Origin of the sequence: Actinomadura monticuli (genome assembly GCF_041463655.1) — a bacterium.
In the GTDB taxonomy this organism is placed as follows: Bacteria; Actinomycetota; Actinomycetes; order Streptosporangiales; family Streptosporangiaceae; genus Spirillospora; species Spirillospora monticuli.
Window position 1 is genome coordinate 408,286 of record NZ_JAXCEI010000002.1, and the last position, 14,075, is coordinate 422,360.

The 14,075-nt window shown below is 74.3% G+C and carries 13 protein-coding genes; 3 read left to right on the forward strand and 10 right to left on the reverse strand.

Annotated features, from left to right (window positions below):
- Window positions 1–4: 4 nt before the first annotated feature.
- From SM611_RS05385 to SM611_RS05420, 8 genes are all read right to left on the reverse strand, one after another.
- Window positions 5–745 carry an SDR family NAD(P)-dependent oxidoreductase gene (locus SM611_RS05385; protein WP_371947699.1) on the reverse strand — a complete coding sequence of 247 codons (741 nt, stop codon included), beginning with the start codon at window positions 743–745 and terminating at the stop codon, window positions 5–7.
- Window positions 746–867: 122 nt separating this feature from the next.
- Complete coding sequence (locus SM611_RS05390) at window positions 868–1,734, reverse strand: AfsR/SARP family transcriptional regulator (protein ID WP_371947700.1); 867 nt, start codon at window positions 1,732–1,734, stop codon at window positions 868–870.
- Window positions 1,735–1,763: 29 nt separating this feature from the next.
- Window positions 1,764–2,144, reverse strand: coding sequence for a SchA/CurD-like domain-containing protein (locus SM611_RS05395; protein ID WP_371947701.1), 381 nt, complete (start codon window positions 2,142–2,144; stop codon window positions 1,764–1,766).
- Between the two features lie 96 nt (window positions 2,145–2,240).
- A complete protein-coding gene (locus SM611_RS05400; protein ID WP_371947702.1) occupies window positions 2,241–3,305 on the reverse strand; it encodes a glucose-1-phosphate thymidylyltransferase in 1,065 nt (354 codons plus the stop codon).
- Window positions 3,306–3,471: 166 nt separating this feature from the next.
- Window positions 3,472–3,831 carry a hypothetical protein gene (locus tag SM611_RS05405; protein ID WP_371947703.1) on the reverse strand — a complete coding sequence of 120 codons (360 nt, stop codon included), beginning with the start codon at window positions 3,829–3,831 and terminating at the stop codon, window positions 3,472–3,474.
- Between the two features lie 132 nt (window positions 3,832–3,963).
- Window positions 3,964–4,992 (reverse strand): methyltransferase, encoded by a 1,029-nt coding sequence (locus SM611_RS05410; RefSeq protein WP_371947705.1) that lies wholly within the window; start codon window positions 4,990–4,992, stop codon window positions 3,964–3,966.
- 92 nt (window positions 4,993–5,084) lie between these two features.
- The gene (locus SM611_RS05415; RefSeq protein ID WP_371947706.1) at window positions 5,085–6,008 is read right to left on the reverse strand and encodes a hypothetical protein; all 924 of its coding nucleotides are present in this window, start codon (window positions 6,006–6,008) and stop codon (window positions 5,085–5,087) included.
- A gap of 10 nt (window positions 6,009–6,018) precedes the next feature.
- Window positions 6,019–7,539 (reverse strand): FAD-dependent monooxygenase, encoded by a 1,521-nt coding sequence (locus tag SM611_RS05420; protein ID WP_371947708.1) that lies wholly within the window; start codon window positions 7,537–7,539, stop codon window positions 6,019–6,021.
- A 180-nt stretch (window positions 7,540–7,719) separates the two neighbouring features.
- Here SM611_RS05420 and SM611_RS05425 point away from each other — a divergent pair, with 180 nt between their 5' ends.
- The 3 genes from SM611_RS05425 (at window position 7,720) to SM611_RS05435 (ending at window position 12,019) form a co-directional block, all read left to right on the forward strand.
- Window positions 7,720–9,216 carry a sialidase family protein gene (locus SM611_RS05425; protein ID WP_371947709.1) on the forward strand — a complete coding sequence of 499 codons (1,497 nt, stop codon included), beginning with the start codon at window positions 7,720–7,722 and terminating at the stop codon, window positions 9,214–9,216.
- Window positions 9,206–10,780 carry an FAD-dependent monooxygenase gene (locus SM611_RS05430; protein ID WP_371947711.1) on the forward strand — a complete coding sequence of 525 codons (1,575 nt, stop codon included), beginning with the start codon at window positions 9,206–9,208 and terminating at the stop codon, window positions 10,778–10,780. Before SM611_RS05425 ends, SM611_RS05430 begins: the two co-directional genes overlap by 11 nt.
- Window positions 10,781–10,846: 66 nt before the next feature.
- Window positions 10,847–12,019, forward strand: coding sequence for a nucleotide disphospho-sugar-binding domain-containing protein (locus SM611_RS05435; RefSeq protein WP_371947712.1), 1,173 nt, complete (start codon window positions 10,847–10,849; stop codon window positions 12,017–12,019).
- Here SM611_RS05435 and SM611_RS05440 read toward each other — a convergent pair.
- Complete coding sequence (locus SM611_RS05440) at window positions 12,006–13,124, reverse strand: methyltransferase (RefSeq protein ID WP_371947714.1); 1,119 nt, start codon at window positions 13,122–13,124, stop codon at window positions 12,006–12,008. The two genes, SM611_RS05435 and SM611_RS05440, sit on opposite strands and share 14 nt — an antisense overlap.
- Entirely contained in the window at window positions 13,121–14,035 is a 915-nt protein-coding gene (locus tag SM611_RS05445; protein WP_371947715.1) for an NAD(P)-dependent oxidoreductase, read from the reverse strand. The genes SM611_RS05440 and SM611_RS05445 overlap by 4 nt, the downstream gene beginning before the upstream one ends.
- Between the last annotated feature and the right edge of the window lie 40 nt (window positions 14,036–14,075).

Consider the following 14,075-nt stretch of genomic DNA (forward strand, 5'->3'; position numbering starts at 1 on the left):
CCTCCTAGATCCCGCCGTCGACGTCCAGGACGGCGCCGGTGACGTACCTGGCCGCGTCGGAGGCCAGGAACAGCACGGCGTCGGCGACCTCCGCCGGTTCGCCGAGCCGGCCGAGGGCGGTCATCCCCGCGTAGCGCCGCTTGCCCTCCTCGCCGTTCGGGTTCGCCTGCCCGGTGTCGTCGATGATTCCGCAGGTGATCGCGTTGACCCGGATCCCCTCGGGGCCGAGCTCCTTGCACAGGGCGCGGGTCAGCCCGATGATCCCGGCCTTGGACGCCACGTAGTGGGACGCGTTCGGCATCCCGTGCTTGGCGACGGCCGAGGTGATGTTGACGATCGACGCCGGCCGGGCGAGCCCGTCCAGCGACGCGCGGATCATCCGGTAGGTGCCGCCGAGGTTGGTGTCGACGACGCGCGCCCACTCGTCCTCCGCCATCTCCGCCAGCGGCAGATGGCTGATGATCCCGGCATTGTTGACCAGCACGTCCACGGCGCCGAACGCGTCGCGGGCGCGCTCCAGCAGCAGCCGCGCGTCCGCCTCCCGCGACACGTCGGCGCGGACCAGCCGCGCCGACGCCTCACGCGAGGCGAACTCCGCGCGGAGGGCGTCCGCCTCCGCGTTCTCCTGACGGTGGCACACGGTGACCGAGGCGCCCTGCTCCAGCAGCGCCCGGGTGATCGCGCGACCGATGCCCCGGGTCCCCCCGGTGACCACCGCGTGCCGTCCCTTGAGACCGAAATCCATGGTGCCGCTCCTCTGTCCGGCGCCACTCCCCGCGTGATCCTGAGTGGCTCACGCCGTCGAGCGTCTCAGCCGGGGATAAAGCAGCGGCCAGTCGCGGGAAAACGCGCCGCTAGGCGAGCGCGCTAGGCGATCCACGCCTCCCAGTGGCGGGGGGACTCGGCGTTGGACTCCAGGATCGACCGGTGCAGCAGCTGCAGGTCGTGGCTCGGCTCGACGCCGAGGTCGTTGACACAGGACTCGCGCAGCGCGCGGAACGTCGCCAGGGCGTCAGCCCTGCGCCCGGCCAGGTACAGCGCCACCATCAGCTGCGCGTGGACGCGCTCGTGCAGCGGATGCTCGGCGGCCAGGGCGCGCAGGTCCCCGATGACCTCGACGTGCCCGCCCAGCCGGATCTGGAGCCGGATGCGGCGCTCCAGCGCGGAGATCCGCGCCTCCTCCAGGCTGAGCGCCACGCCCTCCAGGACGGACGAGGAGCGCACGTCCACGAGCGCCGGCCCCCGCCACAGCCCGGTGGCCGCGCGGTAGTAGCGCAGCGCGCGCTCCAGGAGGCCCTCGTCCGCCGCCATCCGGCCCAGCTCGCAGAGCCGCTCGAACCGGACGAGGTCGAGCGTCCCGTCGTCGATCTCCAGCCGGTAGCCGGGATCGCGGGTCACGATGGACGGGCGCTGGTCGTTCGGGGGCAGCGCCGCCAGCGCCCGGCGCAGCTGTGAGACGTACACCCGCAGCGCCTTGAGCGCCGTGCGCGGCGGGCGTTCGCCCCACAGCTCCGAAATCAGCGTGTCCGTGGACACGACGGTGTTGCACCGCACCAGGAGCAGCGCCAGCAGCACCCGCAGCTTGTGCGCGCGGGGCGTGCGGATCCGCAGCCCGTCGTGGATCTCCAGCGGCCCGAGCACCGTGAAGCGCAACCCGGACGGGGGCTCGAGATCCGCCGGCGGCGGGGCGGCGGACACACCGACCGGGCCGACGATCGCAGGCAGGATGTCCATGCGCTGGGCTCCCCTCTACGAGCCTCGCGTCAACTGCCGGCCGGGTGCGTTTCCACCGAGAGCTGGGATACGCAGCGCATCATCGCGTTGCGGAAGTTCTCCTTGAACTCCTCCGGGGTCTCGGCGGGCTTCCGGTGCGTCAGGTACGGGCCGAGCTTCTCCTCCAGGTTGTGGACGCCCTGCTGGGCGGCCATGTGCCGGGCGATGGCGATGAAGTCGCCCTCGTAGTGGATGACGCGGACCATGAACTCGTCCTTCACGAAGACCGCGGTGCCGAGCAGCCGGCCGACGGTCTCCCCGTTCTCGTCGCGCATGTCCGGGGTGTCGACCCGCTTGAAGCCGGCGAATATCTCCGCCAGCTCGTCGTCGCATCCCGGCTTGACCCGGTAGGTGATCGCCGCGTACGGCATGGTGGACCTCCAAGGCGGAGTGGGAACGTGCCGCCATCGCACACGCGGCCGCTAGAGGCTCGCTGGACCGGCGGTGGGCGGCGGGATGGGGCCGGGTCAGCCGAGGCGGACCCGGCTGTGGTCGCCGACGACGAACCGGTGCGCGCGGGGCTGGCCGGCGGCGGGGGTGATGACGACGTCCTTGCCGAGGAGGGAGTCGCGCATGCGCGGCACGCCGAGCACCGACGAGCGCTCCATGACGATGGAGAACTCCACCTCGGTGTCGCGGATCACGCAGCCGGGCCCGATGGAGGTGAAGGGGCCGAGGTAGCTGCCGCGGACGACCGCCCCCTCCCCCACGATCAGCGGGCCGACCAGCCGCGACCCGGTGACCTCGGCGCCCGCCTCGATGACGACGCGTCCGGTGATCTCGGTGGCGTCGTCCACCTCGCCGTCGATCCGGGTCTCCAGCGACTCCAGGACGAGCCGGTTGCACTCCAGCATGTCCTCGACCCGCCCGGTGTCCTTCCAGTAGCCGTGGACGATGTGGGACGTCACCCGCGTCCCCCGCTCCAGCATCCAGCGGATCGCGGTGGTGATCTCCAGTTCGCCGCGCGGGTCCGGCTTGATCGAGCGCACCGCCTCGTGCACGAGGGGGGTGAACAGGTACACCCCCATGATGGCGAGGTCGCTGCGCGGCCGTTCCGGCTTCTCCTCGACGGCGGTCAGCCGGCCGTCGGCGTCCAGCTCCGCCACGCCGAAGGAGCCGGGGTCGGCGACGGGGGTGAGCAGCAGCCGCGCGTCCGGCCGGTCGCGGCGGAACCCGTCGATGACGCCGGTCAGCCCGTCGAGGAGGAAGTTGTCGCCGAGGTAGAGGACGAAGTCGTCGTCGCCGAGGTAGTCGCGGGCGATGAGCACGGCGTGCGCGAGGCCGAGCGGCGCCTCCTGCCGGATGTAGGTGACCCGCAGGCCGAACCGGGAGCCGTCGCCGACCGCGCGGCACACCTCCTCGGCGGTGTCGCCGACGACGACGCCGACGTCCTCGACGCCCGCGTCGCGCAGCGCCTCCAGGCCGTAGAACAGGACGGGCTTGTTGGCGATGGGAACGAGTTGCTTGGCCGATGTGTGCGTGATGGGACGCAGCCGCGTCCCATGTCCGCCGCACAGCACGAGCGCCTTCATGAGCCGACCTCCCGCTGTCGAGTGGAACGCCGCCATCGTGGACGGCGGCGCTGGCCGCTCGCTCAAGGGGAGGTCGAGGATCACCGGTTTCCTCGGCCGCGCGGCAATTGGCTGGCGCCAGCTATCGCGCGGCCCGCTATTTCACCGACTGATGATGCGAATGCGGTTATTTGCCGCGGTAACGCGCCCCCGCGCGCAGGCTCTGCCCGAGGCCGCGGAGCAGTTCCTGGAAGCCTTCGCGCAGTTTTCCCTTGTTCGGCGCCACCAGCGGGACCATCCAGCGCGTCGCCCCGGAGGCGATGTTGTAGACGGTGTACTGGATGAGACTGCCGCCGTCGTGGTCCTTGACGATGTGCTCGCCCCGGTACCACCAGTCGCCCTGGAGGGAGACGCGCCGTTCCGCCTCGTTCACGGTCACCTCACCCACACCCGATTCCTTGAGGGTGCGAACCAGGGCCTTCAGCACCTCCTTGGGCGGAGCGTCCACGACTCCGGAGGCGGACCACGACGGTTTCGGATCGGACATCGAAGGATTCTCCTCGGCTTTGTCCCAATGAGTCCGGAAATCTCGGAGAGAATTCCGCGTTCTCTCCCCATGGAACTGGTGACACCGGCCGCGGTCAAGTCGCGCCCGAACGGACTGCCGAACCGTGAGGCGCTAGGGGCGGATCGCCTGGATCAGGTTCCACGGCCGCGGCAGCAGCGTGCTCGGCACGGTGACGGTCGACTCGAACTTGAACCCGGCCCCCTCCAGCAGCCCGACGAACTCGCGCTCGGTCCGCACCCGGCCGCCGGTGACGGTCTGGAGGCCGAGGCTCATGCTGTCGTACTCCGACGGCTCCGGCCCGTCCGGGCGCATCCACTCGATCACCACCAGCCGGCTGCCGGAGGGGGCGCCGCGGTGGATGAAGTCGAGGATCCGCGCCGAGTCCTCGTCGCCCCAGTCGCAGAGCACCTGCTTGAGCAGGTAGAGGTCGGCGGCGGGCGGGGTGTCCTCGAAGAAGCTGCCGCCGACGAACGACAGCCGGTCCGCCACCGGCGTCTTCGCGGCCCACTCGCGGCCGCTCTCCACGATGCCGGGCAGGTCGAACACCGTGCCGGTGACGCCGGGCGCCCCTTCGAGCAGCCGCGACAGCAGCACGCCGAGGCTGCCGCCGACGTCCACGATCGTGGAGACGCCGCCGAGGTCGTGGTGCTCGGCGATCGCGGCGCCCGCGTCGCCCGCGAGGTCGGCCATGGCCGCGGCGTGCCAGGCGCGCTCGACCGGGTTGTGCCGGTAGTAGTCGTAGAGGTCCTCGCCCGCGTCGTCCAGGACGGTCTTTCCGGTCATGACCGTCTCGTGCAGCCGGCCGGCCCGGTTCCAGATGCCGGGGGTGAAGTTCATCATCACGATGTTGCGCATTCCGGCTTCGGGCGAGCACAGCAGCCGGCCGAGTTCGGTGATGGCGAACGTGTCGCCGTCGGCGGTTTCGAGCAGTTCCAGGACGACGGCGGAACGCAGGAACCGGCCGAGCGAGTCCTGGTGCGCGCCGAGTTCCCCGGCGAGGTCGGCGACCGTTCTGCCGCCCTTGGCCAGCCGGTCGGCCATTTCGAACCGCACGAACGCGCAGATGATCTGCGGCTCCCACGGGCGGAAGACGATCCGGCTGAGCCGCTGTACCTGCTCGGAGGCGTGATCGAGGGACATGGAGCCACCTTTCGGCTGCGTTTCGGAAATGGCTTGGTCGATCGTGCACGCGGCCGCTCGAGCCATGCTCGACCGGCCGCGGAGAGGGTTTATCAGCGGACCGTCACGGTCGTGAACATCCCCTCGAACGCGCTTTTCACCCCGGTTTGGGGATTACGCACGAAGGACAGCACGGCGTAGCGTCCCGGGGTCAGGTCGATGCGGAATGACGCGGTCCGGCCCGGAGAAATGGCCAGCATCCCGCCGACGGTCGCGCCGAACGGGTTCGGAACGCTCGTGTCGCCATTCCGGAGGGCGTCGAAATAGCGCAGGACGTCCGCGTCCACGGTGCCCGGGGCCACCCCGACGATGATGACCTCGTGGGGCTGCTCCGCCCGGTTGCGCACCACCACGGAGGCGTGCGACGGCCAGGACCGGGGCATGTCGAACCGCTGCCCGCCGCCGGCGGTGGTCCGCGCCTCGATCACGGTGCCGCCCCGGGGCGGCGGCGTGGAGCGCGGGTGCCCGGCGACGCGGAAGCGCTGCAGGTGGGTGAGGCCGGTGCCGCAGCCGTCGGTCGCGCCCTCCAGCGCCGTGTCCGACATGTAGTACGTGCCCGCCTCGAAGTCGGAGGTGACCGACACCGGCGCGTCCGGGGTGACGGACGCGCCGCCGCGGAAGTCGACATCCCGGTAGATGGCGCGCAGCGCGGGCAGCGACACCGTCGGGTCCGGCGAGTAGCTGCCGGCGAACTCCTGGCGGACCTGGTCCATCGTCGCCGCGCCGCGCAGCCGCATCAGCGCCCACCAGCGCCCCGCCGCGTCGGGGGTGCTCACCCGGAAGGTGAGCGGGCCCGCCGGGCGGACGTTCGGGCCGGGCGCGCAGAACCCGTCGCCGGTCACCTCGACCGGGATCGACGGCGGGCGGGACGGGGCCGCGGCGACGCTCGCGGCGGCGGCCGGCGCGGCCGCCGCCGCCGGCGGCACCGCGACGGCGAGGGCGGCGGTCAGGACGTTCAGGGCTCTCAAGGCGGGCATGGGCGATCTCCTAGGCCGTGGATCGGGTGCGGGGCGGTACTGGGCCGAGAACGGTGTCGAGGTAGGCGGCGACCTGCGGGGCGTGTTCGAGCCCGCCGCGCAGTCCGATGTGGCCGTCCGGCCGGATGAGGTGGATGCCGGCGGCGTCCGGCCCGGCGTTCAGCGCGGACGACGCCGCGCCGTCGACGTCGACGATGGCCTCCACCCGCGGGTCGAGCCCGGTCATGAGCCGGCCGATCACCCGCCGGTCCGGACGGGGGCCGGGCAGCACCAGCAGCGTCCAGTGCCCCTCCCACCGGCCGGGGGCCCGCCGGCCGGCGCGCGGCCCGGCCGCGTCGCCGAGCAGGTCGCGGGTGAGCGGGGAGTCCGGGTAGTCGATGGCGAGCTGGGTGCGCTTCGGCCGGTTCACCGCGATCGCGGCGAGCAGCTCGTCCCGGTCGGGCGCCTCCTGGACGCCGAAGTCCAGCGACCGCTCGGTGCGCCCGAGCAGCTCCTCGGCGACGGGGCGCCGCTCGGCCTCGTAGGTGTCCAGGAGCGTCTCGGGGGCGCCCTCCCCGGCCACCGCGGCCAGCTTCCAGCCCAGGTTGAAGGCGTCCTGGACGCCGGTGTTCATCCCCTGCGCGTGCACCGGCGCGAAGACCCGTGCCGAATCGCCCGCCAGCAGCACGCGCCCGGCGCGCATCCGGTCGGCGAACCGGTTCTGCAGCCGCACCCGCCAGGCGAACCGGCCGTCCTCCAGCCCGACCTCGTCGACGCCGCAGAGCGGCGCCATGGCGGCGGCGATCTCGGCGGGCGCCGGGTCGCCGCGCTCGGCGCCGTCCTCGGCGCCGCGCCGGACGACGAAGACCCGGTGCCGCCCGCCGGGCAGCGGCACGCAGCCCACGTGGCCGCCGGCGCCGAAGAACAGGTGGGCCTCGTCCGGCGCGAGGGCGAACGGCAGCCGCACGCGCGCGTCGATCTGCAGCATCCGCAGGCCGGTGAACCGGCGCCACTCCCGCCACGCCACGCCGACCGAGTCGCGGACGCCGCTGGCCGCGCCCTGCGCGGCCACCACCCAGGCGGCCCGGATGACCGACCGCCGCCCGTCCGCGTGGCGCAGGGCGACGGTGACGCCGTCCTTCTCCTGCGTCACCGCGCCGGCGGACGTGCCGCGCTGCACCGGCACGCCCATGTCCGCGAGCCGCCGCTCCAGGTACCGCTCGGTGACGTTCTGGCCGACGACCAGCGGATACGGGTGGTCGCTGCGCGGCTCGGCCATGTCGACCGTGCCGATCTCCTCGCCGAAGTGGTGGTAGACGCGCCGCGCCATCCGGGCGCCCTCGGCGGCGTACTCCTCCACCGGCAGGCCCATGGCGTCGAAGACCTCCAGGGTGCGCTGGTAGACGGTGCAGCCGCGCGTGCTGTCCCGGGGGGCGGGGCGCTCCTCCACCACGCGGCAGGGCACGCCGCGGCGGGTCAGCTCCACCGCCACGGTCAGGCCCACCGGCCCGGCCCCCACGATCAGCACCTCGGTCTCCATCAGGCCGCTCATGGGACGGATTGTGGGACCGGCGGGTCGTCGCGCGCTCGAATCGGCACGGGCCCGCCGCGCACGGCACCCGCGCCGCTTCGAGTGATCTTCCAGCCGGGGCCCCTACCGTCGGCCTGGCCTTCCGCCGGCGGACGGCGCCCATCCCGAGCTCCGCCGGGTCACGACGACGCGAGGTCTTCGATGCTGCGACACAGATCCCGATCCCTCTTCGCCGCGGCCCTGGCGGTCCCGCTGCTGGGCGCGCCGGCGGTGCCGGCCGCCGCGGCGTCCCCGGCGCCGCCCGCGCGGGTCTCGGCGGACAGCCCCTTCGCCGGGTGCACGGTGGACGCGTTCCCCGGCGACACCTTCACGCTGGACACCGAGGCCGAGCCGACGCTGGCGATCGACCCCGCCGATCCGCGCCGCCGCGTCGTCGGCTGGCAGCAGGACCGGTGGGCGTACGGCAGCGCCCGCGGCATGGGGACCGCGGTGACCGCCGACGGCGGCCGGTCCTGGCGGCAGGTGACGCCGCCCCTCACGCTCTGCTCGGGCGGCCCGTACGGCCGGATCACCAACCCGTGGCTGACCTTCGGGCCGGACGGGCGCCTCTACGCGACCGCGATGGTCGCCGGGGTCGCCCCGCTGACCACCGGCGTCGCCGTCCTCACCTCCGGCGACGGCGGGCGGAGTTGGAGCGCGCCCGCCGAGGTCGCCTCCGACCCGATGACCGGGTACTTCCACGACAAGCCGGCGCTCACCGTCGACCCCCGCCACCCGCGCCGCGCGTACCTGGTGTGGAACCGGCACGGCAAGACGGACCAGACGCACGACCTGCTGTTCAGCCGCACCACCGACGGCGGCCGGACGTGGGAGCCGGCCCGCTCCGTCTACCGCCCGCCCGTCGGCGACGGCACGATCGGCAACCAGATCGTGGTGCTGCCGGACGGAACCCTGCTCAACCTGTTCCACCAGGGCCCCTTCGCGCCCGGCGGGGCTGCCGCGACCGCCGCGGCGGCGCCCGCCGCCGCGGACGGGCCCGAGCTGCTGCGCGTCATGCGCTCCACCGACGGCGGCACGACCTGGTCGGCGCCCGCGACGATCGCGGCCACCGAGCTGGGCGTCCCGGTGCTGCCCGGGACGGCCACGCCGATCGTCGGCGCCTCCCTCGTCCCGGACGCGGCCGTGGACGGCAGGGGCCGGGTCTACCTGGTGTGGAACGACGCGCGGCTCAGCGAGAGCCGCAGCGCGGTCGCGCTGACCTCCTCGTCCGACGGCGGGCGGACCTGGACGACCCCGCGGCGGGTGAACGGGACGCCCGACTCGCCGCCCGGCGGCAACGGCCAGGCGTTCACCCCGCAGATCGACGCCGCCCCCGACGGCACCCTCGCCATCACCTACTACGACCTGCGCGACGACACCGACGCGCCCGGCGCCTCCACCGCCCACTGGATCGCGACGTGCGACGGGCCGGGCTGCGCCTACGGCAGGGGGTTCCGGGAGCAGCGCCTCGGCGGGCCGTTCGACTTGGACAAGGCGTTCCGCTGGTTCGGCGGCCCGTACCTCGGGTCCTACACCGGGCTGGCGCACACGCCGGACGGCTTCGTGTCGGCGTTCGCGATGAGCGGCGAGCGGGCCGGCGATCCGCAGGACGTGTACGTCCGCGAAGTGACGTGCCACGGAGGATGCCGTGTCCGCTGACGAGACCGTTCCCGTACTGGTCGTCGGCGGCGGGCTCACGGGCCTGTCCGCCGCGGTGTTCCTGCGCCGGCTCGGCGTCCACGTCACCGTGGTCGAGCGGCACCGGGGAATCCTCGTGCACCCCCGGGCCCGCACGGTCAACCCGCGCACCCAGGAGCTGTTCCGCCAGGCGGGCCTCGCCGAGGACGTCCTGGACCGGCGCAACGTCAACACCGGCGAACTGATGATCACGGCGGAGACCCTCGCCGGTCCGGAGCGGAGCAGGCTCGGCGGCGAGCCCGCCGAGGACCCGGCCGAGTTCAGCCCGTGCCCGTGGGTCCCGGTCGACCAGGACCGGCTGGAGGCGCTGCTGCGCAAGCAGGCCGCCGGGCTCGGCGCCCGGCTGTGCTTCGCCACGGAACTGACGTCCTTCGAGCAGGACGCGGACGGCGTGCGCGCCGTCGTCGCCGACCGCGACACCGGCGCCGAGCGCACCATCGCGGCCCGGTACATGATCGCCGCGGACGGCGCGGACAGCCCGGTCCGCGAACGGCTCGGCATCCCGGGCGAGGGGCCCGGCCTGCTCGGCGACACGGTGACCCTGGCGTTCGAGGCGGACCTGTCGCGGCACGTCCGCGACCGCCGCATCGCCGTGTGCCACGTCGACCGGCCCGTGCCGGGGACGGTGATCGTCCCGCACGACGGCGCCGACCGGTGGGTGTTCAGCGTCCCGGTCACCCGGGTGGACGCGACCGAGGCGGCCGACATGATCCGCAAGGCGGTCGGCGACCCGGACCTGAGGCCGCGCATCGTGCCGCAGCTGCGGGACGGCACCCGGCTCCTGCGCTACCGGATCGGCGCCGTCATCGCCGACCGGTTCCGCGACGGGCGGGTGTTCCTCGCCGGCGACGCCGCGCACGCGATGCCGCCGGTGGGGGCGCTCGGCTCCGGCACGGGCATCCAGGACGTCCACAACCTGGCCTGGAAGCTCGCCGCCGTGCTGGACGGGCACGCCGGCGAGGGGATCCTGGACGGCTACGAGGCCGAGCGCAGGCCGGTGGCCTCCTTCACCATGCGGCAGGCCCTGCTGCAGATGCGGGACCGGACCGGCCGGAACGTCCTCGACACCGACGAGACCGCCGCCCCCTACTACGCGGTCGTCTTCGGCTACCGGTACGGGGCGGGCGGCGAGGGCCCGGAGGCGTTCCCGCCCGAAGAGCTGACCGCGCAGGTCGGCACCCGCGCCCCGCACGCGTGGATATACCGGGCCGGCCGGCGCATCTCGACCCTCGACCTCTACCGCGACCGCCCGGTGCTCGTCGCCGGGCCGGAGGGCGGCCGGTGGACCGCGGGCGCCCGGACGGCGGCGGACCGGCTCGGCGTCCCGCTGGACGTCCACCAGTACGGCGACGACCTGGACGACCCCGGGGACGTGTGGGAGGGCCGCCACGGGATGCCGCCGAACGGGGCCGTGCTCGTCCGGCCCGACGGGTTCGTCGCCTGGCGCAGCCCCGGCCGTCCCACCGCCGACGCGGGAGACGTGGTCGCGGGCGCGCTCGCCGGCCTCTTCCACGTCGGCTCCTGAGCCCCGCACGCCCACGGCGGGCCGCGCCGTGGGGCCCTTTCTCAGCCGAGAGCGAGGAACCCGTCAATGCGCGTACTCTTCACCACCTTTCCCGCCCCCTCCCACTTCTTCCCGATGGTCCCGCTGGCCTGGGCGCTGCGCGCCGCGGGCCACGAGGTCGCCGTCGCCTCCCAGCCCTCCTACCTGCAGGCGGTGCGGGGCACCGGGCTGCCCGCGGTGAAGGCCGGCGTCGACGTCGACCTCGGCGCCGTCTGGTACCAGGACGGCGAGGCGGACCCGGGCTGGCGGAGCAGCGAGGAGGCGCGGGCCGCCCGCGGGATGCGGATGTTCGCGGCCGTCGCGGAGGCGATGGCCGACGACGTCATCGCGTTCGCGCGGCGCTGGCGGCCCGACGTCGTCGTGTACGAGCCGCGCGGCTACGCCGGGCTGGTGGCGGCGGAGGTCCTCGGCCTGCCGCTGGTGCGCCACCTGTGGGGCACCGACTTCACCTGCGACCGGTGGGACATCGAGTCGCCCGCGCTGCTCCCGATGCTGGAGCGGTACGGCGTGCCGGACGCCGACCACCTGGGCGCCGTCACGCTCGACGTGTGCCCGCCCCGCCTCCAGCTCGCCGAGGCGCCCAACCGCGCGATGATGCGGTACGTGCCGTTCAACGGGTCCGGCATCGTCCCGGACCTGCCCACCGGCCCGCGCGAGAAGCCGCGCGTGTGCGTCACGTGGGGGACGACGTTCGTCAAGCAGACCGGCCACCTGGACCCGGTGCGGTCCGCGGTGGAGGCGCTCTGCGACCTGGACGTCGACATCCTCGTCGCGATCGGCACCGGCCACCGGCACCTGATCGGCGAGTTGCCGGCCGGCACGCCCGTGCTGGAGTCGGTGCCGCTCAACCTGTCGCTGCCCGCCTGCGACGCGATCGTCCACCAGGGCGGCGCCGGCACCACGATCACCGCGGCGGTGCTCGGGGTGCCCCAACTGGTGGTGCCCTCGTTCGCGGACGAGCCGGCCAACGCCGCGCGGGTCGCCGCGAGCGGCGCGGGACGCTCCCTGCCGCTGGCCGAGACCACGGTCGACAGCATCCGCGCGGAAGCCGGCGCCCTCCTGGAGGACGCCGGCTACGCCGCGGCCGCGCGCGAGATCCGGGACGAGGTGGCCGCGCTGCCCGCGCCCGCCGCCCTCGTCGCGACGATGGAGGCGCTCGGCGACCGGGGGCGGCGGGAGCAGGTCCTCAGCCCGCGCTGACGTCGGCGCGGAACTCCAGGACGGTCGTTCCGGCGGCGGCGCGCCGCCCGGTGAGGCGCAGGCCCGCCGCGGCGGCGAGCCGCCGGTACTCCCCGGCCGAGCGCTCCGCGCCGCCGGCGGACACGAGCATGTCGATGTCCAGCAGCCGCACGACGTCCAGCGTGTTCAGCTCGCCGGTGACCATCTCGATCACGTGCACCCGGCCGTCGTCGCCGGCGGCCCGCCGCACGTTGCGCAGGATGCGGACGGCCTGGTCGTCGTCCCAGTCGTGCAGGACGTGCTTGAGCAGGTAGGCGTCGCAGCCGGCCGGGATCTCGGCGAAGAAGTCGCCGGCGACGAACTCGACGCGGTCGGCGAGGCCCCGCTCGCCCAGGAAGCCGCGGCCTCCCTCGACGGCCGCCGGGCGGTCGAAGAGCAGCCCCCGGCAGCCGGGGTGCCGGCGCAGCACCTCGGCCAGCAGGTACCCCTGGCCGCCGCCGACGTCGGCCACCCGGGACCCCGGGGGCAGGTCGATGACCGCGGCGACCGCGGCGGAGCCGCGCCGGCTGGCGGCGGTCATCGCGCGGTGGAAGATGTCCGCGAGCTCCGGCCGCTCCTCCAGATGGGCGAACAGGGACTTGCCGAAGAGGTGGTCGAACGCCGGCTCGCCGGTGCGCGCGGAGTGCAGGATCGCCTCGTAGGGCCGCCAGAACAGCTCGGTCCCGTTCATCAGCACCAGGTCGCGGACGGTCTGCTCGGCGTCCGCGCGCAGGAACTCCGACATCGCGGTCAGCCGGAACCGGCCCTCGGGCTCCTCGGCGAACACCCCGAAGGACGCCGCGGCCCGCAGCAGCCGCAGCAGCGTGGGCTCGTGCGTGCCGGTGCTCCGGGCCAGCTCGCCGACCGGGAGCGGGCCGCCGGCGAGCCGGTCGGGGACGCCCAGCTCGGTGAGGGCCCACACGACCGGCGCGACGACCCGGCCCATCGTCAGGATCATCAGCCGGTGCCGGGCCGGCAGCGCGGCCAGCGCCTCGAAGGCGGCGCGGTCGTCATGGCCGGCGGAGCCGGTGGAGCCGGCGCGGTCGTCCTCGTCTCGCGGCTGCACCGCGGTGGTGGTGTCGGTCATGCGTCACCCCTGTCGTGAGTCGTGTGCGTGCCCGGCGACGCGTGCTCGGCGAGCACGGCCAGGTCCTTGTCGCCGTCCCCGCGGTCGATCGCCCGCGTCACGATCTCCAGCGCCCGCTCGGCCAGCGGCAGCCCGCCGCCCGCGACGGCGGCGAGGTCGACGGCGTGCCGCAGGTCCTTGGCCATGAGCCGGGTGCGGAAGGCGGCGGGCTCGTACCGGCGCTCGCGCATGATCGCCGCGCGGAACGCCATCACCATGGACGCGACCCCGCTGGAGGCCACGCAGTCCAGGACGGCGTCGCGGTCCAGCCCGGCGCCGCGGCCCAGCTCGGCGGCCTCGGCCAGGGCGGCGATCTCCGTGCCGATGAGCATGTTGAGGACGAGCTTCATCACGGCGGCCGAGCCGGGCGGCCCGAAGTGCCGGATGTCCTTGCCGACGGCCTCCAGCACGCCGCGCGCCGCGTCCACGTCCGCCGGGTCGCCGGCGGTGAGCACCCGCAGCTCCCCGGACCGGGCCTGCATGGGGTTGCCGAAGACGCACGCCTCGACCCGGCGGACGCCGAGGGCGGCGAGCCGCCGCGCGGCGTCCCGGGCGAAGTCCGGGGAGACCGTGGAGGTGTCGACGACGAGAGCGCCCTCGGCGAGCCGCGGCGCCGCGTCCCCGAAGAGCACCTTCTCGACCGCGGGCTCGTCGGCGAGGCTCACGACCACGAGGCCGGCCCCGTCCACCGCCTCGGCGGCCGTGTCCACCGCCCGCGCCCCCGCCTCGACCACCGGCGCTGTCTTGGCCGCCGTCCGGTTGTAGACGCGGACCTCGTATCCCGCCTCGACCAGGCGCGTGGCCATTCCCGTGCCCATCACGCCCAGGCCGAGGAAGCCGAGGATCCGTCCGCCGCCGTCGTCGTCGCTCATATGTTCTCCTTGTCCGGCATGGTCAGAGTCCGGCATGGTC

What these genes read in the sequence shown, in the direction of transcription:
- SM611_RS05385 (WP_371947699.1), bottom strand. Translation starts at nt 745, where the DNA reads ATGGATTTCGGTCTCAAGGGACGGCACGCGGTGGTCACCGGGGGGACC.
- SM611_RS05390 (WP_371947700.1), bottom strand. Translation starts at nt 1,734, where the DNA reads ATGGACATCCTGCCTGCGATCGTCGGCCCGGTCGGTGTGTCCGCCGCC.
- SM611_RS05395 (WP_371947701.1), bottom strand. Translation starts at nt 2,144, where the DNA reads ATGCCGTACGCGGCGATCACCTACCGGGTCAAGCCGGGATGCGACGAC.
- SM611_RS05400 (WP_371947702.1), bottom strand. Translation starts at nt 3,305, where the DNA reads ATGAAGGCGCTCGTGCTGTGCGGCGGACATGGGACGCGGCTGCGTCCC.
- SM611_RS05405 (WP_371947703.1), bottom strand. Translation starts at nt 3,831, where the DNA reads ATGTCCGATCCGAAACCGTCGTGGTCCGCCTCCGGAGTCGTGGACGCT.
- SM611_RS05410 (WP_371947705.1), bottom strand. Translation starts at nt 4,992, where the DNA reads ATGTCCCTCGATCACGCCTCCGAGCAGGTACAGCGGCTCAGCCGGATC.
- SM611_RS05415 (WP_371947706.1), bottom strand. Translation starts at nt 6,008, where the DNA reads ATGCCCGCCTTGAGAGCCCTGAACGTCCTGACCGCCGCCCTCGCCGTC.
- SM611_RS05420 (WP_371947708.1), bottom strand. Translation starts at nt 7,539, where the DNA reads ATGAGCGGCCTGATGGAGACCGAGGTGCTGATCGTGGGGGCCGGGCCG.
- SM611_RS05425 (WP_371947709.1), top strand. Translation starts at nt 7,720, where the DNA reads ATGCTGCGACACAGATCCCGATCCCTCTTCGCCGCGGCCCTGGCGGTC.
- SM611_RS05435 (WP_371947712.1), top strand. Translation starts at nt 10,847, where the DNA reads ATGCGCGTACTCTTCACCACCTTTCCCGCCCCCTCCCACTTCTTCCCG.
- SM611_RS05440 (WP_371947714.1), bottom strand. Translation starts at nt 13,124, where the DNA reads ATGACCGACACCACCACCGCGGTGCAGCCGCGAGACGAGGACGACCGC.
- SM611_RS05445 (WP_371947715.1), bottom strand. Translation starts at nt 14,035, where the DNA reads ATGAGCGACGACGACGGCGGCGGACGGATCCTCGGCTTCCTCGGCCTG.